General features: G+C 72.7%; 19 protein-coding genes and 1 tRNA gene. 9 read left to right on the plus strand and 11 right to left on the minus strand.

From position 1 onward, the window contains the following. Positions 1–49 precede the first annotated feature (49 nt). Positions 50–688: a hypothetical protein gene (locus ACFRFC_RS12345; protein WP_382682755.1), complete on the plus strand. Its 639-nt coding sequence runs from the start codon at positions 50–52 to the stop codon at positions 686–688. A gap of 70 nt (positions 689–758) precedes the next feature. Here ACFRFC_RS12345 and ACFRFC_RS12350 read toward each other — a convergent pair whose 3' ends face one another. Continuing rightward, positions 759–1,349 (minus strand): TetR/AcrR family transcriptional regulator, encoded by a 591-nt coding sequence (locus ACFRFC_RS12350; RefSeq protein ID WP_382682752.1) that lies wholly within the window; start codon positions 1,347–1,349, stop codon positions 759–761. Next, the gene (locus tag ACFRFC_RS12355) at positions 1,346–2,875 is read right to left on the minus strand and encodes a 3-hydroxyacyl-CoA dehydrogenase (RefSeq protein ID WP_382682750.1); all 1,530 of its coding nucleotides are present in this window, start codon (positions 2,873–2,875) and stop codon (positions 1,346–1,348) included. Before ACFRFC_RS12355 ends, ACFRFC_RS12350 begins: the two co-directional genes overlap by 4 nt. Positions 2,876–3,035: 160 nt before the next feature. Between ACFRFC_RS12355 and paaN the strand changes: the two genes are divergently transcribed. Next, positions 3,036–4,730 carry a phenylacetic acid degradation protein PaaN gene (gene paaN, locus ACFRFC_RS12360; protein WP_382682747.1) on the plus strand — a complete coding sequence of 565 codons (1,695 nt, stop codon included), beginning with the start codon at positions 3,036–3,038 and terminating at the stop codon, positions 4,728–4,730. Between the two features lie 167 nt (positions 4,731–4,897). On the opposite strand, the gene ACFRFC_RS12365 is transcribed toward paaN, so the two are convergent. The 8 genes from ACFRFC_RS12365 to ACFRFC_RS12400 all read right to left on the minus strand — a co-directional run bounded on the left by ACFRFC_RS12365 (position 4,898) and on the right by ACFRFC_RS12400 (position 15,469). Next, entirely contained in the window at positions 4,898–5,680 is a 783-nt protein-coding gene (locus ACFRFC_RS12365; RefSeq protein WP_382682744.1) for a TrmH family RNA methyltransferase, read from the minus strand. Further along, the gene (locus ACFRFC_RS12370; protein ID WP_382682741.1) at positions 5,677–6,975 is read right to left on the minus strand and encodes an HTTM domain-containing protein; all 1,299 of its coding nucleotides are present in this window, start codon (positions 6,973–6,975) and stop codon (positions 5,677–5,679) included. Before ACFRFC_RS12370 ends, ACFRFC_RS12365 begins: the two co-directional genes overlap by 4 nt. After that, entirely contained in the window at positions 6,972–7,886 is a 915-nt protein-coding gene (locus ACFRFC_RS12375) for a DUF5819 family protein (RefSeq protein ID WP_382682739.1), read from the minus strand. Before ACFRFC_RS12375 ends, ACFRFC_RS12370 begins: the two co-directional genes overlap by 4 nt. Positions 7,887–9,129: 1,243 nt before the next feature. After that, positions 9,130–9,459 carry a rhodanese-like domain-containing protein gene (locus tag ACFRFC_RS12380; protein WP_382682887.1) on the minus strand — a complete coding sequence of 110 codons (330 nt, stop codon included), beginning with the start codon at positions 9,457–9,459 and terminating at the stop codon, positions 9,130–9,132. Between the two features lie 80 nt (positions 9,460–9,539). Next, positions 9,540–10,337 carry a J domain-containing protein gene (locus ACFRFC_RS12385; RefSeq protein WP_382682734.1) on the minus strand — a complete coding sequence of 266 codons (798 nt, stop codon included), beginning with the start codon at positions 10,335–10,337 and terminating at the stop codon, positions 9,540–9,542. A gap of 263 nt (positions 10,338–10,600) precedes the next feature. Next, a complete protein-coding gene (locus ACFRFC_RS12390; RefSeq protein ID WP_382682731.1) occupies positions 10,601–12,076 on the minus strand; it encodes a DUF2252 domain-containing protein in 1,476 nt (491 codons plus the stop codon). 157 nt (positions 12,077–12,233) lie between these two features. Next, positions 12,234–14,738 (minus strand): FtsX-like permease family protein, encoded by a 2,505-nt coding sequence (locus tag ACFRFC_RS12395; protein WP_382682729.1) that lies wholly within the window; start codon positions 14,736–14,738, stop codon positions 12,234–12,236. After that, on the minus strand, positions 14,732–15,469 hold the full coding sequence (locus tag ACFRFC_RS12400) for an ABC transporter ATP-binding protein (RefSeq protein WP_382682726.1): 738 nt from the start codon (positions 15,467–15,469) through the stop codon (positions 14,732–14,734). The genes ACFRFC_RS12395 and ACFRFC_RS12400 overlap by 7 nt, the downstream gene beginning before the upstream one ends. A 258-nt stretch (positions 15,470–15,727) precedes the next feature. On the opposite strand from ACFRFC_RS12400, the gene ACFRFC_RS12405 reads away from it, so the two are divergent. Together ACFRFC_RS12405 and ACFRFC_RS12410 are read left to right on the plus strand one after the other, a co-directional pair. Further along, positions 15,728–17,023 (plus strand): sensor histidine kinase, encoded by a 1,296-nt coding sequence (locus ACFRFC_RS12405; protein ID WP_382682724.1) that lies wholly within the window; start codon positions 15,728–15,730, stop codon positions 17,021–17,023. Continuing rightward, a complete protein-coding gene (locus ACFRFC_RS12410; RefSeq protein WP_382682722.1) occupies positions 17,011–17,655 on the plus strand; it encodes a response regulator in 645 nt (214 codons plus the stop codon). Before ACFRFC_RS12405 ends, ACFRFC_RS12410 begins: the two co-directional genes overlap by 13 nt. Positions 17,656–17,770: 115 nt before the next feature. Here ACFRFC_RS12410 and ACFRFC_RS12415 read toward each other — a convergent pair. Continuing rightward, positions 17,771–17,857: transfer RNA gene (locus tag ACFRFC_RS12415), tRNA-Leu, on the minus strand. Between the two features lie 635 nt (positions 17,858–18,492). On the opposite strand from ACFRFC_RS12415, the gene ACFRFC_RS12420 reads away from it, so the two are divergent. The 5 genes from ACFRFC_RS12420 to ACFRFC_RS12440 all read left to right on the plus strand — a co-directional run bounded on the left by ACFRFC_RS12420 (position 18,493) and on the right by ACFRFC_RS12440 (position 24,521). Beyond that, positions 18,493–19,362, plus strand: coding sequence for an FhaA domain-containing protein (locus ACFRFC_RS12420; protein WP_382682720.1), 870 nt, complete (start codon positions 18,493–18,495; stop codon positions 19,360–19,362). Between the two features lie 10 nt (positions 19,363–19,372). Continuing rightward, positions 19,373–19,882, plus strand: coding sequence for an FHA domain-containing protein (locus ACFRFC_RS12425; protein ID WP_382682718.1), 510 nt, complete (start codon positions 19,373–19,375; stop codon positions 19,880–19,882). 140 nt (positions 19,883–20,022) lie between these two features. Beyond that, positions 20,023–21,588, plus strand: coding sequence for a Stp1/IreP family PP2C-type Ser/Thr phosphatase (locus tag ACFRFC_RS12430; protein ID WP_382682885.1), 1,566 nt, complete (start codon positions 20,023–20,025; stop codon positions 21,586–21,588). A 27-nt stretch (positions 21,589–21,615) separates the two neighbouring features. Then, positions 21,616–23,055, plus strand: coding sequence for an FtsW/RodA/SpoVE family cell cycle protein (locus tag ACFRFC_RS12435; protein WP_382682715.1), 1,440 nt, complete (start codon positions 21,616–21,618; stop codon positions 23,053–23,055). Beyond that, positions 23,052–24,521, plus strand: a complete 1,470-nt coding sequence (locus ACFRFC_RS12440) for a peptidoglycan D,D-transpeptidase FtsI family protein (protein WP_382682713.1) — start codon at positions 23,052–23,054, stop codon at positions 24,519–24,521. The genes ACFRFC_RS12435 and ACFRFC_RS12440 overlap by 4 nt, the downstream gene beginning before the upstream one ends. Positions 24,522–24,632 lie beyond the last annotated feature (111 nt).

Raw genomic sequence — 24,632 nt, forward strand, 5'->3', positions numbered from 1 at the left:
CTACGTTTCGGGCGTCGACCCGCCGTCCCAGCACCCGGAGGTGCGCGAAATGCCCTCACCGTCCATTCGTACCGGTCGTACCGGTCGTACCGGCGCCCTCTGCGGGGCCCTGTCCGGCCTGCTGATCGCCCTGCCCGGCCTGATCGAGGCGTTCACCGGGGAGACCGCCGCGACCAGCCTGCTCCTCGCGCTCGCGCCCGCGCTGGCGCTGCCGCTGCTGCCCGCGCTCCACGGGCGGCAGGCCGCGGTCACCGGGCGCTTCGGGGAGAGCGCGCACGCCCTCAACCTGATCGGCCTCGGGCTGTTCGGCGGGGCCGCGTTCGCCGCCAATCTCGTGCTGTTCTACTTCGAGGAAGCGGTGATCGAGGCCACGCTGACCGGCCCCACGGTTCCTGTGCTGATCGGCTCCGCGGCCGTCTTCGCGGTGGGCTGCGCCCTGTTCGGCACGACGCTGGTACGGGCGCGGGTGTTTCCGCGGGTGCCGTCGTGGGGGTACGCGGTGGTGCTGCCGGTGTTCGCCTTCGTGACGGCGCTGCCCGACTCGTTGCTGTCCAGCGCGCTGCATGTGGCGGTGGGGGGCATCTTGGTGTGGCTGGCGGGGGCGTTGGCGCGGGACGGGGAGGGGGCCGGTGCCTCGCGGGGGGCTACGGGGGCAGCGGGGGCGGCGGGTACAGCTGCGGGGCGGTGAGGGGACGCGGGGGTGCCTTCGGCCCGCCGCCGCGCCCGCGCGCGGTGCACCGCGCGCGGCGGCCCGCTCCTCAGGGCTGCCGGCGCAGCCCCTCGAACACCAGCCGCGACACCGCCTCCGCCACCTCGTGCGCGTCGGCCCCGCGCGAGGCCGGGCGGTACCACTCGACGATGGAGTTGACCATGCCGAAGACCAGGCGGGTGGCGAGGCGGACCTCTATGTCGCCGCGTACGTCGCCGTCGGCGGCGGCGGCCTTGAGGAGTTCGGCCACCCGGTGGTCGAAGTCGCGGCGGCGCTCCAGGGCCCAGCGCTCGGTGTCGGTGTTGCCGCGGACGCGCAGCAGCAGGGTGACGTAGGGGAGTTCGGTGATGAGGATCTCGACCATGCGGCGGACGACGTGTTCGAGGCGGTCGGCGGCGCGGCCTTCGCGCGCGGGCGGCTCCTCCAGGATGGCGAAGAGGCCGTCGAGGGCGCGGCTCACGGCGCGGCGCAGCAGTTCCTCCTTGCCGGCCACGTGGTGGTAGATGGACGACTTGGAGATGCCCGCCGCGCGGGAGAGATGCTCCATGGACGTGCCGTCGTAGCCGCGCTCGATGAAGACCTGGACGGCGACCGAGAGCAGCGTCTCGGGGGTGTAGGTGTCCCGCTTGGCCGTGGTCATGAGGTGCTGCCCTCCCGCTTGTCGGTGGCGTACGCGTGGCGGTAGAGCGCGAGCGACGGGGCGTAGCGTCCGGACGGATCGCGCAGGTGCAGATCGTCCAGGAGGGCGTACGCCCAGTTGCGGCCGAGGCGGCGGCTCCATTCGAACGGGCCGAGCGGGTAGCTGACGCCCAGGCGCATCGCCGTGTCGATGTCCTCCTCGGTGGCCACGCCCTTGGCGACCGCGTCATGGGCGAGGTCCACGATCCGCGCGACCGTGCGGGCGACGATCATCCCGGGGACGTCCCCGAGGACGCTGACCTTCTTGCCGAGCGCCTGGAAGAGGCCGATGGCCTCGGCGAGGGTCTGCGGGGCGGTGTCCTGGGAGGCGGACAGGGCGATCCGGGTGGCCCGCCGGTAGTCGAGGGCCAGGTCGAAATAGACCACGTCCCGGAACTCGACCGAGGTCTGCCCGTCGGCGAGCGCGAGCTGGCCGCCGCTGGGCAGCACCAGCCGGGTGCCGTGGTCCTCGTCTTCCCTACGAACCTGGACGCCCGCCTCGCGGATCAGCGCGAGCAGCTCGGACGCGGGGCCCAGATCGCCCTCGGCGACGACATAGGGCGGCGCGTCGGCCGGTTCGGCGGTGTGCGGCTCGGCGGGCTCGGCGCCGTCCTGATGGTCGTACCAGCCCTGTCCGGTCTTACGGCCGAGGCGGCCGGACTCCACCAGGCGGCGCTGGGCCAGCGAGGGCGTGAAGCGCGCGTCCTGGAAGAAGGACTGCCATACGGAGTGCGTGACCGACTCGTTGACGTCCTGCCCGATGAGGTCGGTCAGCTCGAACGCGCCCATGCGGAAGCCGCCGCACTCGCGCAGCACCGCGTCGATGGTGGCCGGGTCGGCGCCCTGGGCCTCGTAGACGGCGAACGCCTCCGCGTAGAAGGGCCGCGCGATGCGGTTGACGATGAAGCCCGGCGTGTCGGCGCAGGCCACCGGGGTCTTGCCCCACGCGCGTGCCGTCTCGTACGCGCGCGTGGCCGACGACACGTCGGTGGCGAACCCGGAGACCACCTCGACCAGCGGCAGCACCGGCGCCGGGTTGAAGAAGTGCAGGCCGACCAGGCGCCCGGGGGCGCGCAGCCCGCCGCCGATGGCGGTGACCGACAGGGACGAGGTGTTCGTCGCGAGCAAGGCGTCCTCGGCGACGATGCCCTCCAGCTCCCGCAGCAGCCCCTGTTTCACCTCCAGCCGCTCCAGGACGGCCTCCACGACCAGCGCGCAGTCCGCGAGGGCGGCGAGGCCGTCGGTGGGCCCGTCGACAGGCAGGAGACGCGCCCGGGCGGCGTCCCGCTGCGCGGGCGTGAGCCGGTCCTTCTCGACGAGCCGGTCGAGCCGGGCGATGATCGCGTCGGCCGCGTCCCGAGCACGCCCCGGTACGGCGTCGTACAGCCGTACGGGATGGCCCGCGACCAGCGCGACCTGGGCGATGCCCTGGCCCATGGTGCCGGCGCCCACGACGGCGACGGGGCTGCTGAGGTCGAGTGCTGTCATGTGCGCGATCCTCCCGTACTCGGTTGTCCACAGATACGGCGGACCCCCTTGCACCGACCGATCGTTCGGTTACTCTAACTCTGTCGTGCTGTTTCTGTCCCTGCTTGTGCCCAGGTCATGAACTCGCCGGAGAGTTCTTGAGACGAGGAGTTGGTCCCCCATGGCCGCCGCCGCCCTCTCGGCGAACGAGCTGATCACCCGCCACCGCGCCACGCTCGACCGCGCGCTGGAGGCGATCGGCACGCGCGCGTACTGGTCCCCCCACCCCGAGCACCCCAAGGCGTACGGCGAGAACGGCAGCCTGGACGCCGCCGCCGGCAAGGCCGCCTTCGACGCCCTGCTCGGCACCCGCCTCGACCTCGGCCAGCCCGGCACGGACGGCTGGACGGGCGACGAGATCTCCCCGTACGGCATCGGGCTGGGCGTGAGCTACCCGCACGCCGACCTCGATGTGCTGCTGCCCGCGATGAAGGCCGGGCAGCGCGCCTGGCGGGACGCGGGGCCGGAGGTCCGCGCGGTGGTCTCGATCGAGATCCTCCAGCGGATCAGCGACCGCACCCACGAGTTCGCCCACGCGGTCATGCACACGTCCGGGCAGGCATTCATGATGGCGTTCCAGGCGGGCGGCCCGCACGCCCAGGACCGCGGCCTGGAGGCGGTGGCGTACGCGTACGCCGAGCAGATGCGCACGCCCGCCGCCGCCGACTGGAGCAAGCCGCAGGGCAAGCGCGACCCGCTCACCCTCACCAAGACCTTCACGGCCGCCCCGCGCGGCATCGCCCTGGTCATCGGCTGCAACACCTTCCCGACGTGGAACGGCTACCCGGGCCTGTTCGCCTCCCTCGCCACCGGCAACGCCGTGCTGGTCAAGCCGCACCCGCGCGCGGTGCTGCCGCTCGCGCTGACCGTGGCCGTCGCCCGCGCGGTGCTCGCCGAGGCCGGGTTCGACCCCAACCTCGTCGCGCTCGCCGCCGAGCGGCCCGGCGAGGGCATCGCCAAGGCGCTGGCCGTCCGCCCCGAGATCCGGATCATCGACTACACCGGCTCCACCGGCTTCGGCGACTGGCTGGAGACCCACGCGCGCCAGGCGCAGGTCTTCACCGAGAAGGCCGGCGTCAACACGGTCCTCGTCGACTCCACCGGCAACTACCAGGGCATGCTGTCCAACCTGGCGTTCTCCCTGTCCCTGTACAGCGGCCAGATGTGCACCACCCCGCAGAACCTGCTCATCCCGCGCGACGGCATCCCCACCGACCAGGGCCCCAAGACGTACGACGAGGTGGTCGCCGACCTCGCGGCGGCCGTCTCCGGGCTGCTCGGCGACGACACGCGCGCGAACGCGCTGCTGGGCGCGATCGTCAACCCGGACGTCAAAGCCCGCGTCGAGGCCGCCGCCGGGCTGGGGGAGGTCGCGCTCGCCACGCGCGAGGTGGTCAATCCGGACTTCCCGGACGCGGTGGTGCGTACGCCGGTGATCGTGAAGCTGGACGGGGCCAAGCCGGATGCCGAGGCGGCGTATCTGAGCGAGTGCTTCGGGCCGGTGTCCTTCGCCGTCGCCGTCGACTCCGCCGCCGACGCGGTGGCGCTGCTGCGGCGGACCGTGCGGGAGAAGGGGGCGATGACGGTGGGCGCGTACACGACCGACGCCGAGGTCGAGCGGGCGGTGGAGGAGGTCTGCCTGGAGGAGTCGGCGCAGCTGTCGCTGAATCTGACGGGCGGGGTGTATGTGAACCAGACCGCCGCGTTCTCCGACTTCCATGGGTCGGGGGGCAACCCGGCGGCCAACGCCGCGCTGACCGACGGGGCGTTTGTCGCTACGCGGTTCAGGGTGGTGGAGGTGCGGCGGGATGCGTGACGGTGGGGGGTTGGCGGGCGCATGAGGGGGTGGGGGGCGGGGGTTGTTGTGCGGCTGCCGGGCGGTGGGGGCTGGTCGCGCAGTTCCCCGCGCCCCTCAAGGAAGCGTTCGGGTGCGGGTCGAGTGTGGCTGGTCGCGCAGTTCCCCGCGCCCCTGGAGGGCGGGCGCTACGCGCCGCCGCCCCCGGCCACCTGCCCGCCCCCGCCCGCGCCCCCGCCGCCCAGGCTCCAGTGGTACAGGGTCATCGCGACGCTCGTCGCCAGGTTGTAGCTGGAGACCTGGGGGCGCATCGGGAGGGCTAGGAGGTGGTCGGCGCGGGTGCGGAGCGTCTGGGACAGGCCGGTGCGTTCGGAGCCGAAGGCCAGGAGGGCGTCGTCCGGGAGCTTCACGCCCCTGAGGTCCTCGCCCTCCGGGTCCAGGGCGAACAACGGGCCCGGCGGCAGTTCCGACGCCTCCAGGTGCTCCACCGGCGTCGCGAAGTGCAGGCCCGCACCGGCCCTCACCACCGTCGGGTGCCAGGGGTCGAGCGTCCCCGTGGTGATGACGCCCGTCGCCGCGAAACCGGCCGCCAGACGGATCACCGCGCCCGCGTTGCCCAGGTTGCGCGGGTGGTCCAGGACCACGATCGGGGCCCGGCGCGGAAGCCGGGCGAGCGTCTCCAGATTGCCTGCCCGCGACGGCCGTACCGCCAGGGCGGCCACCCCCGTGGGATGGGGGCGCGCGACCAGCGTGCGGTACGACGTCTCCGGGATCTCCGCCAGCAGCGCGGCCAGCGCCCCGCCCAGGTCGGGGGCGAGGTCGGCCGCCAGGGACAGCGTCGCCGCGCGGTCGGTGGTCACCGCCACCGGCACCTCGGCGCCGAAGCGCAGGGCGTGCTTGAGGGCGTGGAAACCGTCCAGCAGCACCGAGGTGTCCGCCGCCCGGTGCCAGGCACTCAGCGGGTCGTTCATGCCGGGAAGCCTACGTGGGTGCCGTCGGGGTCCGTGGCGGAGGAGCCGGAGGATGCAGGGGATCCAGCGGGCGCCGCGCCCGACGCCGTACCCGCCTCAGGGCCCGACGCCCCACCCGTCACGCCACGCCCACGGAAAACAGCCCCCCGCCCGAAAACAGCCGCACGCGCGCGTGCCGCCCCCCGCCCCACCCCACGCAGGAAACCCGTCGGCAGGAACACCAGATCCGCCGCGATCATCGCCAGCGAGAAGAACGGCAGCCCCAGCACCACCGCGATCACCGCGTGCTCGGTGATCATGGCGGCGAGCAGGGCGTTCTTCGCCCGCCTGTTGAGCAGGGCGAACGGGAAGGCGATCTGCACGAAGACCGTCCCGTACGTCACCAGCATCACGAACGTGCCGCTCGCGGTGAGCAGGTCGCTCAGCGCGGGCCAGGGCGAGAAGTAGTCCAGGTGCAGCGGGTAGTAGACGGCGGTGCCGTCCTGCCAGCGCGAGCCCTGGATCTTGTACCAGCCGGCGGTGGCGTAGATCAGACACGCCTCGGCCATGATCACCAGCAGGGCGCCGTTGTGCAGGACGTTGGCGACGACATCGAGCAGCACCCTCGGCTGCGCGCGGTGGTCCGGCAGCCGGCCCGCCGCCCACCACAGGGCCGTCCCCAGCAGCGCGCCCCACATCAGCACCGGCACGGTCCACTCGCTGTCCAGCCGCCCCGACACGGTGACCGCGAGCAGCGTCAGCGCGAACACGCCCCACAGCACCGGCCCGGTCCGGTCGGTCACCCGCTCGCCCCGCGCGCGTGCCGCGTCCGTTCGCCGCGTCCGCCGCGCCCGGCGCGCGTCCAGCGACCAGACCTGGCCGCAGCGCGTGAACACCAGGTAGAGGCACATGAGATGCAGGACGTTGTCACCGCCGTCGCCCACGAACACACTGCGGTTCTGGAGCGACAGCACCCCCACCATGAACAGCACGGTCATCGTGCGGGTGCGCCAGCCCAGCAACAGCAGCAGGCTCGCCAGCGCGGACCCCGCGTACACGATCTCGAACCAGACCTGGCCGTCGGACCACAGCAGCGCCGTGAACGCCCCGTTCAGCCCGACCAGTTCCTCCGCCAGACCCCAGCTCCAGGGACCGTCGGGGCCGTACAGCTCCTGCCGGTGCGGGAACTCGCGCAGCAGGAACAGCAGCCAGGTCGCGGCGAAGCCGATCCGGATCACGGCGCTCTGGTACGGGCCGAGCGGGCTCTCGGTGACCCGCGCGATGCCGCGCGAGACGGCGAGGGAGAGGCGGTTCATCCGGCGTCCCCCTGAGCCCCGGTCCCGGCCCCGGCCCCGGCGGCCGGTACCTGCCACCAGGGCAGCGTCCGGTACACCGGGTCCAGCGAGATCTGCTCCTCGCTCCACTGCGGCGGCCGGACAGTGGTGGTGCCGGAGCGCACCTGCACGCGCTCCACCACCCCCTGCTCCCCCGTCGCGCCCGTCCGCTCAAGGCGCAGCACCACCAGCCGGCGCACATAGGTCTCCGCCAGGGTGCCGCGCGGGCCGGTGGAGCGGTTGTCGCCGTCGTGGGTGGCGACGTAGAAGTCCCAGGCGCGGCGCAGCGCGTTCTGGTCGGTGTGGCTCGGCAGCGGATTGCCGTCGATCGCGCGGCCGTCGGCGGCGGACAGGTCGTACCAGTCGGTGGTCCGCTCACTGCCGTCGGGCGTCCGGATCTGGGCGCGGACCTGGACGGAGACGTTCTGCTGGAGCGGGTTCGGGGCGAACAGCTTCCAGTTCTGCTCGAACTCCGGATAGATCCAGTCGTCTATCGCCTCACCGTGCTGCTTGGTCACCGTGTTCGAGGGCGCCACATGCAGAAACACCATCCCGACATGCACACACACGGCCACCCCCACCACCGCCACCACCAGAGCGACACCCACCTGATAGGGGAGGGTGAGGGCGGATATGCCGGTGCGGGGGGAGGGGGGAGGGGGTGGTGGGGGTACGGGGGGTACGGGGGTGGCTTTCCCGGCGGGGGTGGGTTGGTCTGGGTCGACGCCCGGGGCGGCGCCTTCGACGCCCGGCGCCGCGTCGCCCGCGCCCGGCGCTTCCTGGCCCGCACCCCGCGACCCTTGATCCGCGCCCGCTGCGCCCTGGCCCGCGCCTCGCGCCTCCAGATCGTCGCCCGGTACCCCGTCTTCGACGTCCGGTGCCGCGTCGCCCACGCCCCGCGGGTCCTGGTCCGCACCCCGCGACCCTCGATCCGCGCCCGGCGCCCCCACGTCTTCGCCCGGCGTCCCCTGCCCCGCGCCCCGCGCCCTGTGGCCCGAGCCCCCTGCCCCCCGCCCCGCGCCACGCACCCCCACGTCCACGCCCGACGACACCCGATCCACGCCCGACGGCACCCGGTCCACCTCCGGCGGAACCCCTTCGACGCCCGGCGACACCCGGTCCGCATCCGACGGCACCCGATCCCCACCGGGCGGCACCCGCTCCGCGTCCTCCGCGCCGTGCGCGTCCATTCCGCCCCGATTCCGATTCCGTCCCGGTTTCCGAATTCCGTCCCGGTTTCCGATGCCACCCGCACCGCGCCCCTCGCCGCCAGTGCTCGCCGACGATGCTCGAACGCGAACGGTACTCAGCCCCACCCCGCCCCGCACACCCCCGCAGGCCAAGTGTCCAGGCGCCGCCCGCACCCGTTCCCGCACCCCTTCCCGAGGGTGGCCCCGGACGCCGTACCGAGTCCGCCGCTCACCTCCGAGCCGGTCGCCGACAACCTGGACCGCGCGTTGTGGGCGAGAGCGCCGACGCCGATCCGCGCACGGTGACCACCCGGCGGGACGGCGGCCGCCGAGTGCTGGACGGGATTCAGACGGCGGTGCCCTGGGCGTACGAGGCCGACTGGACCCTCGTACCCGCGCACACCGACGACGACCGGGCCGTGCCCGCGCTGGTGCTGGTGCCGCGCGGGCATCCGGGGACCGCGCCGGCCGAGCAGGTCTCGACCTCCGGTGAACGGCTCGGCGAACTGCGGCCGGACGGGGCCCAGATCACGGAAGTGGCTGCGCGACGTACTGGCCACCGGGACATGCCCGCTCGCGCTAGGTACCCGGATGCTGCGGATGACAAGTGCGCACGCAAGCGAGCCGAAGCAGTTCGGGCATCCGATCGCCCCGTTCCAGGCGACTCGGGCGCGCTGCCCGTGTCCGGCGATATGGCGGCGGACGAGGTACGGCGGGTGATGCAGACGGCGCAGCACCTGCCCGGGGGACGGCGCCGACGTGGAATACCCCCCGCACCGGCACCACACCCCGCCCAAGCACCTGGACGGCTGTCGCTCGCCCCGGCGGCGGCGCACGACGAGTCGCTGGCCGACCTGCCGGCGCCCCACCCCCTGGGCCGAGCGACGCTCCAAAGACGGCCAACGGCGAGACGCGGCTAGAGGCGGCGAGACGCGGCGAGACGCGGCTAGAGGACGAAACCCGCCTCGCCCTTGTCGGTCACCACGGAGTGCCCCGCCGCCTCCCAGACCTGCATCCCACCGGCCACGTTCACGGCGTCGATGCCCTGCTGGACGAGGTACTGGGCGACCTGGGCCGAGCGGGCGCCGGAGCGGCAGATGACATGCACCCGGCCGTCCTGCGGGGCCGCCTCGGTCAGCTCGCCGTAGCGGGCGACGAACTCGCCGATCGGGATGTGCAGCGCCGCCGCGGCGTGACCGGCCTGCCATTCGTCATGCTCACGGACGTCCAGCAGGAAGTCGCCGTCCTTGAGGTCGCTGACCTGGACCGTGGGCACACCAGCTCCGAAATTCATGGCACCGACGCTACCCGACCGCGCCCCGGCCAAGGGCGGCCTGCCACCCGACCAGGGACGCCCTAAGTCGCCGCCTCCGCCAGCTCGGCCTCCCGCTGGGCCACCTCCGCGATCAGCTGGTCGGCGATCTCGTCGAGGAGCCGGTCGGGGTCGTCGGGGGCGAGCTTCAGCATCGAGCCGATCGCGCTCTCCTCCAGCTCCCTCACCACCACGCTGAGAAGCTCCTTGCGCCGGGCGAGCCAGTCGAGGCGGGCGTACAGCTCCTCGTTCTCGATCGGCCCCGGCTCCTTCGGCAGCGGCCCGGCGGCCCACTCCTCGGCCAGTTCGGCCAGTTCCGTCTCGTCGCCGCGGGCATAGGCGGCGTTCACGCGCGTGATGAACTCCTCACGCCGGGCGCGCTCGGCCTCGTCCTGGGCCAGGTCGGGGTGGGCCTTGCGGGCCAGCTCGCGGTAGCGGCGGCGGGCCTCGTCGCTGGGGCGGACCCGCTGCGGGGGCCGTACCGGCTGGTCCGTGAGCATCGCCACGGCCTCCGGGAAGAGCCCGTCGCCGTCCATCCAGCCGTGGAACAGCTCCTCCACGTCCGGCATGGGCATGACCCGCGCCCGCAGTTCCCGGGCCTTGGCCAGGTCGGCCGGGTCGCCGCTGCGGGCTGCCCGGGCCTCGGCGAGCTGCGCGTCCAGCTCTTCGAGCCGCGCGTACATCGGGCCGAGTCGCTGGTGGTGCAGCCGGGAGAAGTTCTCCACCTCGACCCGGAAGGTCTCCACCGCGATCTCGAACTCGATCAGCGCCTGCTCAGCGGCCCGCACGGCCTTCTCCAGCCGGGCCTCGGGCCGTGAATGATCAGCTTCCGGGGTCGTCACCCGCCCAGCGTAGGCCACGGCTGCACGGGACGAGCCGGGGCGGTCGTCCACAACAGACGGGAGGACGGCGGGGTACGGGGGTGATGACCTGGGGGATACGGGGGTCAGGTCGGCCGGGATACGGGGATGAAGGCGGCCGGAGTACGAAGGCGAAGGCGGCCCCAGTCCGGACGCGAAGGCGACCGCCCCCCAGGCCCCCGCCCCAACGGGCACCCCCTCAGCCTCAGCCCTGAGCCCTCAGCTCAGCCCTCAGCCCTGAGCCCTCAAACCCCCACCTCCGCCGCCACCCGCCCCGCCCGCACCGCCGCCGTCAGGTCGGCGTGGTCGGCCTCGGTGCGGTCGGCGTAGGACGTGGCGAAGGCGGCCATGGCCTCGTCGAGTTCCTCGTTCTTGCCGCAGTAACCGGCCAGGAGGCGGGGGTCGGTGCTGTGGCTGTGGGCGCGGGCGAGGAGCGCGCCGGTCATCCGGGCGTAGTCGTCGAGCTGGTCGGCGGACAGCTCGGCGGGATCCACGCTCCCCTTGCGATTGCGGAACTGGCGCACCTGGAAGGGCCGTCCGTCGGCGCTGGTCCAGCCCAGCAGGATGTCACTGACGACCTGCATCCGCTTCTGCCCGGCGACCACCCGGCGCCCCTCGTGCGCCACGTCCGGCACCTCGAACCCGGCGGTCAGCAGATGGGGCACCAGCACGGACGGACGGGCCTCCTTGACCTGGAGTATCAGCGCCTCGCCCTGGTGGTCCAGGAGCAGCACGACGTACGACCGGGTCCCCACGCTGCCCGTGCCGACCACCCGGAACGCCACGTCGTGCACCGCGTGCCGGGCGAGCAGCGGGTGCCGGTCCTCGGCGAGGGAGCCGACGTACGCCTCCAGCGACGCGACCACGGCCGCCGCCTCCGCGTCCGGCACCCGGCGCAGCACGGGCGGCGCGTCCACGAACCGGCGTCCGCCGTCCGGCGTCGGCTCCGTGGACCGGGCGGCGAACCGTCCGCTGGTGTTGCCCCGCGCCTTCTCCGAGACCCGTTCCAGGGTGCCCACCAGATCGTGGGCGTCGGTGTGGGAGACGAGTTCCTCGTCGGCGATGGCGTTCCAGGCGTCGAGGACGGGCAGCCGGGCCAGCAGCCGCATGGTGCGCCGGTAGGCGCCGACCGCGTCGTGCGCCGCCGCACGGCAGACGTCCTCGGCCGCGCCCGCCTCCCGCCCGGCCAGCACCAGGGACGTGGCGAGCCGCTTGAGGTCCCACTCCCAGGGGCCGTGCACCGTCTCGTCGAAGTCGTTGAGGTCGATGACCAGCCGGCCGCGCGCGTCGCCGTACAGCCCGAAGTTCGCCGCGTGGGCGTCCCCGCAGATCTGGGCGCGGACCCGGGTCATGGGGGTGCGGGCGAGGTCGTACGCCATCAGCCCGGCCGAGCCGCGCAGGAACGCGAAGGGCGTGGCCGCCATCCGCCCGACCCTGATCGGGGTCAGCTCCGGGATCCGGCCCCGGTTCGACTCCTCGACCGCCGTCACCGCGTCGGGGCGTCCGGCGTCGAGGTCGAACAGGGCGTGCGTGCGCCTGGGCACCCGCTCCCGCAGCGCCTTGCCCTCCTCCTTGACCGAATCCTTCGCCGGATCCTTCGCCAAGCCCTTGGCCGGATCCTTCGCCGAACCCTTGACCGACTCCTTGGCCGAACCCGGCCCCTGGGCGGCCCGCTCGGCAAACCCCGCGACCTGAGGAATCCGCACTCCGGACTCACCCACGAGAAACCGCCTCCCCCGTACGTACACACGCACATCCACACGAACCTCAACCCGGGAACCGTACAGCCGACGAGCGTTTTGCGTCAGGCCCAGGGCCCGGGGTCCACCGGAGGACAGGGGGGAGCGTCGCAGCCAGACCCGGCCGGCGGACGGCGGATCACTCCCGCAGCGCCCCACCCGCCCGCCGCACCGCCCGCCGCCGCAGGCGAAGCCCGGCCGGAACCACCCCCGACACCACGCCCGACACCACCACCGACACCACCGCCGACCCGACCGCGAGCACCGCACACGCGGCCATGACCACGCCGAGCGCGCCCCAGGGCATCTCGACCGGCGTCCACACCGACAGCAGGCCGAGCGCGCCCCACATGCCGAGCAGATTGACGGCGGCGACCAGCGCGCCCAGGACCCCGCCGACGGTGACGACCATCAGCGCCTCGGCGCCCACCAGCCGCAGCACCTGCCAGGTGGTGGCCCCGGCCAGCCGCAGCGCCGCCAGCTCACGGACCTGGTCGGAGGTGGCCATGACCATGGTGTTGGCGAGGGAGATGCCGGTGTAGAGCAGGGCGATACCGAGGACCAGGAAGAAGCCCGTACGGGTGGTGGGGTTGGCCTCGGGCTGGGCCGAAGCCACCCAGGCGTCCCGCCCGAACACCTCCCCGCCCGAGGCCCCCGAGCCCCCCACGGCCTCCCGCAGCCCGGCGGCCACGGCACCCGCGTCGCCCCCGTCCTCAAGGCGCACGTCGACCCGGTCGACGGGCGCGGCGGGGGCGTTGCGCGGAGTGACGTACACCCCGTTGTCACCGGTCCCGACGGTCATGACGGCGGCGATCGTCAGGGAGGTGGGCGTCCCGTCCCCGAGCCACACGTCCACCCGGTCACCGACGGTGTGCCGTTCCCACTCCTCATTGACGATGATCGAGCCATCGTCAAGGTCGCTCACCTTCCCGGCGGCCAGCGGGAGCGAGGCGGTCGCCGCGAGCGGTCCGGGCTCGACGGCACGGGCGTCGGACCGGACCAGCGCGACGCCGTCCTCCAGCACATACACGGCACTGGACGCACCGGCCGCGATCTCGGCGCCCGGCACCGCCGCCAGCCGCGCGACGGTCGCGGCGTCGAAGCCGGTGCCCCCGGCCGGGACGACCACGAGGTCGGCGGCGGTCCGCTCCCGGACCTCGGCGGCCTCGGCCGCGTCGAGGGTCGCGGTGGCGCCCAGCAGCGAGCCCGCCAGCGCGACGGTGACCAGCACGGGCGCCGCGACGGCGGCGGTACGGCGCACCCCGGCGGCGGCGTTCTCCCGTACCAGCATCCCGGTGGCGCCGGGCAGTTGGGCGAGCGGCCAGGCGATCAGCCGGGTCAGCGGCCGGACCACGACCGGCGCGAGCAGCGCGACGGCGGTGATCAGCAGCATCGGCCGGCTCACATAGGTCTTGCGCTGCAACAGCTCGCCCGGATCGCCCACCAGGGCCGGCACCGGCATCACGACGGCGGTCGCCAGCAGGGCCGCGCCGCACAGGAGACGCCCCCGGGTCATCGCCCGGCTGTCCACGGACGCCTCGCGCAGCGCCTCGGCCGGACTGGTGCGCCCGGCCCGCCAGGACGCGGCCAGCACCCCGCACAGCGCCACCAGCAGCCCGGTCCAGAAGGCCAGATGGTACGGCCAGACATGGTCACCGATGCCGAACCAGCGCGGCGCGAGCCCCTCCCCCACCGCCCACCGGGCGAGCTTCGGCGCCCCGTACCAGCCGAGCACGCACCCGGCGGCGGAGGCGAGCACCCCGACGCCCAGCGCCTCGGCGACGACCATCCGGCGCAGCTGCCCGGGGGTGGCCCCGGCGGTGCGCAGCAGCCCGAACTCACGGCGCCGCTGGGCGACGGCGAAGGCGAAGGTGGAGGCGACGACGAAGACCGACACGAACCCGGTGACCCCGCCGGCCGTGCCGAACAGGGCGTTCATCGCGGTGAGGGCCTCGCTGTCGCGGTCCGGGTCGGCGTCGGCGTACCGGCGCGCGTTCCCGGTGAGCACCTCGGCGCCGCTGCCGCGCACCGCCTCCCGCACGGCCGCCGGATCGGCGTCCACGACCAGCTGATGGCTGACCGGCGCCAGTTCGGCGGCGCGGGCGTCGGTGGAGAACACGGCGTTCTCGAAACCGAGCCCGGTCACCGTACCGACGACCCGCAGGGTCCCGTCACCGGTCCGCACCTCCCCGCCCGGCCGCACCCAGTCCCCGCTGACGACGACCTCGTCGGCGGCCACGGGCGCCCGCCCCTGGTCGATCTCGTACGGGGCGAAGGCGGCCGTGGACCAGGGGTGGCCCACCAGATCGGCGGGCCCGCCGACGGCCCGTACGGCGAACGACCGGTCCTCGACGACGGTCCCGAGGCCGCGCAGCGCGGCGACCGTCGCGGCGGGCACGGCCCGTGGCAGGGCGAGTTCCTGGCTGCGGTCGCCGATCGGCGTGGACACGGTCAGGGTGTCCTGCCCCTGGACGACGACCGGCGCGGCGGCGAACCGCTCCGGCACCCGCTCGGGCGCGTCCAGGGAGGAGGCGAGGGCCAGCCCCATGACGGCGATCAGCGCCACGCCCAGCGACAGGGCGACGAAACTGCCGGCGAAGGTGACCCAGCGGGTACGCAGGGTGCGCAGGGCGACGCTCAGCACGGCGTGGCCTCCAGCCCGGTCATCCGGGCGGCGATCCGGTCGGCGCCCGCCCCGGCCAGTTCGCCGTCGACGCGGCCGTCGACCAGGAAGACCACGCGGTCGGCGTAGGCGGCGGCGACCGGGTCGTGGGTGACCATGACGATCGTCCGGCCCTCCCGGTCGGCCATGCCCCGCAGCAGGCCGAGCACCTCACGGCCGGTACGCGAGTCGAGCGCGCCGGTCGGCTCGTCGGCGAACAGCACCTCGGGCCGGGTGATCAGGGCGCGGGCGAGCGCGACGCGCTGCTGCTGGCCACCGGACAGTTCGGCCGGCCGGTGCCGGGCGCGGTCGCCGAGGCCGACCCGGTCGAGCACCTCACGCACCCGGGCCCGGGGCACCCGCCGGCCGGCCAGCCGCAGCGGCAGCAACACGTTCTGCTCGGCGGTCAGCGACGGCAGCAGGTTGAACGCCTGGAAGACGAACCCGATCCGCTCGCGCCGCAGCAGCGTCAGCCGGGTCTCGCTCAACCCGGTCAGCTCGGTCTCCCCCACGGTCACCGACCCCGAGGTGGGCCGGTCCAGCCCCGCCGCGCACTGGAGCAGCGTCGACTTGCCGGACCCAGAGGGCCCCATGACGGCGGTGAAGGTCGCCCGGGGAAAGCCCAGCGAGACCCGGTCGAGCGCGGTGACGGCACTGCCGCCGACCCCGTACGACCGGCTGACGGCCCGCAGCCGGATCGCGTCGTCGTTCATCGTTCCCCTTGCGTGTCGGACGGGTGGACGGAAGTGAGAACCGGACCGGAACGGAGAAGGGCGAGAACCGGGGTCGGAGTGGGAAACCGACCCACCGGGCCAACCCGACCGGCCCGGCCCGGGTAGCCCCACCAAACCCCCCGAAGCCACCCCGGCGCATTGCGGCAGAACCGAGACCCGAGGTAGGGCCGGCACTACCCCCACCCCACCCCCCGACCCGATGGTGCCCGCCGCCGAACCGGTCCTACGGTGACGGGCATGCACCCACGCAACGTCTGGCAGGCCATGTCCGGCCCCGGCTTCGTCACGTCCTGGTGGCCGTGGCGGTCGGCCGCCTACCTGCTGACCGGGGCGCTGGCCGGGCTAGTCGCGCTGGCGGCCATGGCGACCGCGGTGACCGTCGGCGGGCTGCTGGCGATCGTGCTGGTGGGGCTGCCGCTGCTGGTGCTGACGGCGCTGGCGGGCCTGCCGGTGGCCCGGCTGGAACGGCACCGGCTGCGCCTGGTCGACCAGGACCCAGCACGAAACCCGCACCAGCCGGTCACCGAACCCGGCGCCTGGCCATGGCTGCGCACCCGGCTGCGCGACCAGACCACCTGGCGCGAACTGGGATACACCTTCCTCCTCGCCCTGATCCTCTGGCCGGCGGACGCCCTGATCCTCACGGCGGCCCTCCTCTGCCCCCTCTCCTTGATCACCACTCCCCTCCAACTGGCCGTCATCGGCGGGGGCGAGGAGGCGAAGGTCCTCAAGCAGTGGACGGTGACGGACTGGCCGACGGCGTTCGGCGTGGCCGTCGTCGGCCTGGTGCTGCTGGCGCTGGGCGGCTACGCGCTCGGCGCCGCCGCGGGCGCCCGCGCCGAACTGGCCCGGCTGCTGATCGCCCCGCGCGACGCCGAACTGGGCGCCCGGCTGGTCGAACTGTCCCGCTCCCGCCTCCGTCTGGTGGACGCCTTCGAGGCCGAACGGCGTCGCATAGAGCGCGATCTGCACGACGGGGCCCAGCAGCGCCTGGTGGCCCTGTCGATGACCCTGGGCCTGGCCCGCCTGGACGTCCCGCCGGGCCCGCTGGCCGACCAGTTGGCGAGGGCCCACGAGGAGGCGGGCAAGGCCCTGGCGGAACTGCGCGAACTGATCCACGGCATCCACCCCCAGGTGCTGGCCGATTACGGCCTGGAGGCCGCCGTCACCGACGCCGCCGACCGCTCGGCCGTCCCCGTGGACGTCGAACTCCACCTGCCGGGGCGCCTCCCCCGGTCGGTGGAGGCCGCCGCGTACTTCGTGGTCTGCGAGGCGCTCGCCAACCTGGCCCGGCACAGCGCCGCGACCCGGGCGCGGGTCACCGGGGCGCACCGGGCGGCCCGCCTCCTCCTGACCATCCAGGACAACGGGAACGGCGGCGCCGACCCGGCGAGGGGCACGGGCCTGACGGGCCTGGCCGACCGCGTATCGGTCCTGAATGGCACACTCGCGCTGTCCAGTCCGCCGGGCGGACCGACCCTGTTGCGTGTGGAGATCCCTTGCGAGCGGACCGAGACCGAGTGCTGCGCGTAGTACTGGCCGAGGACAGCGTCCTGCTCCGCGACGGCCTCATCGCCCTCCTGGAACGCTGCGGCCACGAGGTCGCCGCAGCCGTCGGCGACGCGCGGTCCCTGATCACCGCGGTCACCGACCACGCCCCCGACATCGTGGTCACCGACGTCCGCATGCCCCCCGGCTTCCAGGACGAGGGCCTCCGGGCCGCGATCCGCCTCCGCGAACACCGCCCCACCCTCCCGGTCCTGGTCCTCAGCCAGTACGTCCAGCGCACCTACGCCGCCGACCTCCTCGACTCCGGCGACGGCACCGGCGTCGGCTACCTCCTCAAGGACCGAGTGGGCCAGGTAGCGGAATTCACCGAGGCCCTGACCAAGGTGGCCGCAGGCGGCACGGTCGTCGACCCGGAGGTCGTCCGCCAACTCCTCCGCCGCCGCCGAGACCCCCTGGAACGCCTCACCCCCCGAGAACACGAAGTCCTCGCCCTCATCGCCCAGGGCAGCTCCAACAGCGCCATCGCCCGCGCCCTGTTCGTCTCGGAAGCGGCGATAGGCAAACACATCACCAGCATCCTCACGAAACTCGACCTACCCCCCACAACGGAAACCCACCGCAGAGTCCTGGCGGTACTGGCATACCTACGCTCGTGACCGTCCCCGACCGTGACATACCTCACCGCCACTTCCCCCCACCCACCCCACCAACGAAAAACGGGCCCTCACCGTGACTTCCGTCACTGGTGAAGACCCGTTCGTCGGTTCTTCGTGGTGCGCGAGGGGGGAGTTGAACCCCCACGCCCTTGCGGGCACTGGAACCTGAATCCAGCGCGTCTGCCTATTCCGCCACCCGCGCATTGGGTGTGTCCTCGGGCCTCGCCCCGCTGGGGGCTGGCGCCTTCCGACACGCAGAACATTAGCATGCTGGACCCGGTGGATTCACATCGCTCATCCCGAGCAGGAGCCCTTGTGAGGGCCCTGCCCCGCCCCGTCCCGACACCTCCGCCCCACCCCTCCCCACCGCCCCCGACAAACCCCCCGCCCACGTATCAACCTCGTACCGGTCCACCCCGTCCCGCCCGGAGCCGGGCGGTCTCCACAGCCCAGTGCGGGACACTGGTCACCGGCCGCCTCTACGATCCTTTGGGCAGGGCCACGCCCCGGAAGGGCCGGAAGGAGCCGGAAAGGGCCGGAGGGGAAGCCGGAAGGAGTTCGAAGAGGCGCTCCAGCGGGAACGGTCGCAGGCGTCGACAATCCGTCGACGAAACCCGTCGACCGGCCCGACAGGGGGAACCAGCCGATTGAGCCGCGCGTGGATACGATCAGTAAGCACTACCAAGTAAGCAGTACTGGTAAGCAGAGCACCACACAGAGCGGCACGCGCACCGCGCGCACCGTCCGTGACACCCGCACTACTCGCAGTACCCGTATTTCATGCAACACCCGTAGTACCCGCAGTACCCACAGTGGCAACGACGGAGGAGGTGCCCCATGGGAGTCCTGAAGAAATTCGAGCAGCGTCTCGAAGGTCTGGTCAACGGCACCTTCGCCAAAGTGTTCAAGTCCGAGGTCCAGCCCGTGGAGATCGCCGGTGCGCTCCAGCGCGAGTGCGACAACAACGCCACGATCTGGAACCGGGACCGGACCGTCGTACCCAATGACTTCATCGTGGAGCTGAGCGCGCCGGACTTCGAGCGGCTCAGCCCCTACTCCGGGCAGCTCGGGGACGAGCTGGCCGGGATGGTGCGCGACTACGCCAAGCAGCAGCGGTACGCCTTCCTGGGGCCGATCAAGGTCAATCTGGAGAAGGCGGAGGATCTCGACACCGGCCTGTACCGGGTGCGCAGCCGGACGCTCGCCTCCTCCACCAGCCAGCCCGGCCCCTCGGGGCCGATCACGCCTCCGCCCCCCGGCCCGCAGCGGCCCGCCGGCGGCCCCGGCTATCCGGCCCAGCCCGCCGGCGCTCCCCCCATGCCCGCCGCCCCGCCACCCGGCGGCGCGCGCCAGGGCGGGGGGTACGGGTATCCGCCGCCCGCGGCGGTCCCCGCCGGACCGAGCACGGGCGCCGGCGCGGGCGGCCGTACCAGACACTGGATCGAGATCAACGGCACCCGCCACCAGATCTCCCGCCCGACGCTCGTGCTGGGCCGCAGCACCGAAGCCGACGTGCGGATCGACGACCCCGGCGTCTCCCGCCGGCACTGCGAGATCCGGACCGGAACGCCCTCGACGATCCAGGATCTCGGGTCCACCAACGGCATCGTGGTGGACGGGCAGCACACCACCCGCGCTACGCTCCGCGACGGCTCGCGGATCGTCGTGGGCAGTACCACCGTTATCTATAGGCAAGCCGAAGGGTGAACCGGGGGCAATGTCAGAGCTGACCCTCACGGTCATGCGGCTGGGTTTTCTGGCCGTACTGTGGCTGTTCGTGATCGTGGCCGTGCAGGTCATCCGCAGCGATCTGTTCGGTACGCGCGTCACTCAGCGCGGGTCCCGACGAGATTCCGGCCGGCCGCAGCAAGCGGCCCGCCAGGCGCCTCCGCAGCAGCGCCAGCAGCCGGCCGCCGGCCGGTCCCGCCGTAACGCACCGACCAAGCTGGTGGTGACGGAGGGCACCCTCACCGGCACCACCGTCGCGCTCCAGGGCCAGACCATCACGCTGGGCCGCGCGCACGACAGCACCATCGTGCTGGACGACGACTACGCCTCCAGCCGCCATGCCAGGATCTACCCGGACCGGGACGGCCAGTGGATCGTGGAGGACCTCGGCTCCACCAATGGCACGTATCTCGACCGGAACCGGCTGACGACCCCCACGCCGATTCCGCTGGGTGCGCCGATCCGCATCGGCAAGACGGTCATCGAGCTGCGGAAGTAGTGCTACATCATGAGTGAGCGCGAGCGGAGCGAGCGCGCGGCGGCGGCCCTCACCCGGGACCCTCGCACGCTCCCGACCGGAGGGTGGGCAGTGTGGCTCGACACGACCGGCTGTACCCGGAGCCGACGGGCGAGGTGGGCATGAGCCTGTCACTGCGCTTCGCCGCCGGATCGCACAAGGGCATGATCCGGGAGGGCAACGAGGACTCCGGTTACGCCGGTCCGCGGCTGCTCGCCATCGCCGACGGCATGGGCGGCGCCGCCGCCGGGGAGGTCGCCTCCTCCGAGGCCATCTCCACCATCGTCGCCCTCGACGACGACATCCCGGGCTCCGACATCCTCACCTCGCTCGGCACCGCCGTGCAGCGGGCCAACGACCAGCTGCGCGCGATGGTCGAGGACGACCCCCAGCTGGAGGGCATGGGCACCACGCTCACCGCCCTGCTGTGGACCGGCCAGCGCCTCGGTCTCGTCCATGTCGGCGACTCGCGCGCGTATCTGCTGCGCGACGGCGTCCTCACCCAGATCACGCAGGACCACACCTGGGTGCAGCGGCTCGTCGACGAGGGCCGGATCACCGAGGAGGAGGCCACCACCCATCCGCAGCGCTCCCTGCTGATGCGGGCGCTGGGCTCCGGCGACCATGTCGAGCCGGATCTGTCGATCCGGGAAGTCCGGGCGGGCGACCGGTACTTGATCTGCTCCGACGGGCTGTCCGGCGTGGTCTCGCACCAGACGCTGGAGGACACCCTCGCCAGCTACCAGGGCCCGCAGGAGACCGTGCACGAGCTGATCCAGCTCGCGCTGCGCGGCGGCGGCCCCGACAACATCACGGTGATCATCGCCGACGTGCTGGACCTGGACACCCCCGACACCCTCGCCGGGCAGCTCTCCGACGCCCCGGTGATCGTCGGCGCGGTCGCCGAGACCCAGCACCAGCTCAACGACAACGGCATCATGCAGACCCCGGCCGGCCGCGCCTCCGGCCTCGGCCGCCAGGTGCCCGGACAGGGCGGCGGCGAGTTCGGCCCGCCCGGCTCCGGCGACACCACCGGCTACGTCCCCACCGACGGCTTCGGCGAGTACGGCGACGACGACTTCATCAAGCCCCGCAAGGGCCGCCGCTGGCTCAAGCGCTCGATCTACGGGGTGCTGGCGCTGGCGGTGATCGGCGGCGGGCTGTACGGCGGCTGGCGCTGGACCCAGACCCAGTACTACGTCGGCACCAACGGCGAGCATGTCGCCCTGTACCGGGGCATCAGCCAGGATCTGGCCTGGGTCTCGCTGTCGGAGGTCGAGCGCGACCACCCCGAGATCGAACTCAAGTACCTGCCGCCCTACCAGCAGAAGATGGTGGAGGCCACCATCGCCGAGGGCGATCTGAAGAACGCCCAGGCGAAGATCGACGAGCTGGCCCTCCAGGCGTCCGCGTGCCAGAAGCAGGCGGAGCGCCAGGCGGCCGAGAGCGCGCAGAACGCCGAGACCGGCGAGGGCGAGGCCGGCGGAACCACGGGAACCACGCCTGCCTCCTTCACGTCAAAGGCGACACCGACGCCGACCCCGTCGGCCGGTCCATCGACCGAACCGGCGGAGTCGTCGTCCCCGAACCCCGACCAGTCCACGTCCCCGCCCGCGACCACTCCCAGCCCCGGCCCGAGCCTGTCGGAGGAAGAGCAGAAGGTCGTCTCCAATTGCGGTACGCAGTAGGCACGCCGTGAGAGGCCCTGTCACACGATGAGCAGTACTACCAACCCGTCGACGCAGCACACGTCCACGATCGGCGCGATCGGCGCGCCCAGCCGGCGCAACACCGAGCTGGCGCTGCTGGTCTTCGCCGTCGCCATCCCGGTCTTCGCCTACGCCAATGTGGGCCTCGCGATCAACGACGAGGTGCCGGCCGGCCTGCTCGGCTACGGTCTGGGCCTGGGTCTGCTGGCGGGCGTCGCCCATCTCGTCGTACGCAAGTTCGCCCGGTACGCGGATCCACTGCTGCTGCCGCTGACCACCCTGCTGAACGGACTCGGGCTGGTCGCCATCTGGCGGCTCGACCAGTCGCCGCTGCTCCAGGAGATCGGGCAGGCGGGCAGCGCGGCACCGAACCAGCTGATGTACACGGCGCTCGGCATCGCGCTCGCCATCGTGGTGCTGATCTTCCTCAAGGACCACCGGGTCCTCCAGCGCTACACCTACATCTCCATGGTCGGCGCGCTGATCCTGCTGCTGCTGCCGCTGGTGCCGGGGCTCGGCCAGGATCTGTACGGCGCGAAGATCTGGATCTCGGTCGCCGGATTCTCCATCCAGCCCGGTGAGTTCGCCAAGATCGTGCTGGCGGTGTTCTTCGCCGGCTATCTGATGGTCAAGCGGGACGCGCTGGCGCTGGCCAGCCGCCGCTTCCTGGGCCTGTATCTGCCGCGCGGGCGCGACCTCGGCCCGATCCTGGTGGTCTGGGCGATGTCGATCCTGATCCTGGTCTTCGAGACGGACCTCGGCACCTCGCTGCTGTTCTTCGGAATGTTCGTCATCATGCTGTACGTCGCCACCGAGCGGACCAGCTGGATCGTCTTCGGTCTGCTGATGTCCGCGGTCGGCGCGGTCGGCGTGGCCTCCTTCGAGACACACATCCAGCAGCGCGTGGACGCCTGGCTGGACCCGATGCGCGAGTACACGCTCAGCCAGGAGGGCGTGGCCGGCCACTCCGAGCAGGCGATGCAGGCGCTGTGGGCGTTCGGCTCCGGCGGCACGCTGGGTACCGGCTGGGGGCAGGGCCACTCCGATCTGATCCGGTTCGCCGCCAACTCCGACTTCATCCTCGCCACCTTCGGCGAGGAGCTGGGCCTGGCCGGGCTCATGGCCGTCCTGCTGATCTACGCGTTGATCGTGGAGCGCGGGGTGCGCACCGCGCTCGCCGCCCGCGACCCGTTCGGCAAGCTGCTCGCCATCGGCCTGTCCGGTGCCTTCGCGCTCCAGGTCTTCGTCGTCGCCGGCGGTGTCATGGGCCTCATCCCGCTGACCGGTATGACCATGCCGTTCCTCGCGGCCGGTGGTTCCTCCGTGATCGCCAACTGGGCGCTGATCGCCATCCTGATCAGGATCAGCGACACCGCCCGCCGCCCGGCGCCGGCCCCGGCGCCCCACCCCGACGCCGAGATGACCCAGGTGGTCCGCCCGTCATGAACAAGCCCCTGCGCCGTATCGCGATCTTCTGCGGACTGCTCGTGCTGACCCTGCTGCTGCGGGACAACTGGCTCCAGTACGTCCAGGCCGACGAACTTGCGAGCGACCCCAAGAACCGCCGGGTCGCCATCGAGCGGTACGCCACCCCGCGCGGCGACATCATCGTGGACGGCAAGGCGATCACCGGCCACCGCGAGGCCGAGGGCGGCGACTTCCAGTACATCCGCACCTACACCGACGGCCCCATGTGGGCGCCGGTGACGGGCTACACCTCGCAGGCGTTCGGCGCCAACCAGCTGGAGAGCATCGAGGACGGCATCCTCACCGGCAACGACGACCGGCTGTTCTTCCGCAACACCCTGGACATGCTCACCAGCAAGCCCAAGGAGGGCGGCAACGTCGTCACCACCCTCAGCGCCGCCGCGCAGAAGGCGGCGTACGAGGGGCTCGCCGAGCGCGGCAAGGGCGCGGTCGCCGCGATCGAGCCGGCCACCGGCAAGATCCTGGCGCTGGCGTCGTACCCGTCGTACGACCCGGCGTCCATCGCGGGCTACTCGGACTCCGACGCCGAGGCGTGGGGCAAGCTCCAGAAGGACGAGAACCCCGACGACCCGATGCTGAACCGGGCGCTGCGCGAGGTCTACCCGCCGGGTTCGACGTTCAAGGTGGTCACCGCGGCGGCGGCGCTGGAGCACGGGCTGTACGAGGACGCCGACGCAAAGACGGACTCGCCGGACCCGTGGGTCATGGAGGGCACCACCACGGAGCTGCCCAACGACGGCAACATCCCGTGCGAGGACGCGACCCTGCGGGTGGCGCTCCAGTGGTCCTGCAACACCGTGTTCGGCAAGGTCGGCGCCGACCTCGGCAACGAGAAGATGCTGGAGACGGCGACCGAGTTCGGGTTCACGTCGGAGCAGTTCACGCCGGTGCGCTCGACCGCCTCGGTGTTCTCCGACGACATGAACCCCTCGCAGACGGCGCTGTCCTCGATCGGCCAGTTCAACACCGCCGCGACCCCGCTCCAGATGGCGATGGTCGCCGCCGCCATCGCCAACGACGGCAAGCTGATGAACCCGTACATGGTCGACAAGCTCCAGGCGCCGAGCCTGGACACCATCGAGCAGACCGAGCCGGAGGAGCTGAGCCGGCCGCTCTCCTCGGAGAACGCGCAGATCCTCCAGTCGATGATGGAGACCGTGGTCAGCGAGGGCACCGGCAAGTCCGCGCAGATCGACGGCGTCACCGTCGGCGGCAAGACCGGTACCGCCCAGCACGGTGTGGACAACAGCGAGAAGCCGTACGCCTGGTTCATCTCCTACGCCAAGACCGACTCCGGTTCCCCCGTGGCGGTGGCGGTGGTCGTCGAGGACGAGAACGCCAACCGCGGCGACATCTCCGGTGGCGGTCTGGCGGCGCCGATCGCGAAGAGCGTGATGGAGGCGGTCATCGATGCCGAGCAGTGACCCCGGTCACGTCCCTTTCACCTCGGTGCCCGGTGCGATACCGGTCCGGTATCGGGTCACGGGCTTGGCCGGGGCACACCATTCCAGCCGGGTACGGTAGGCCCGGACGGC

Origin of the sequence: Streptomyces sp. NPDC056734 (assembly GCF_042790455.1) — a bacterium.
Taxonomy (GTDB): Bacteria; Actinomycetota; Actinomycetes; order Streptomycetales; family Streptomycetaceae; genus Streptomyces.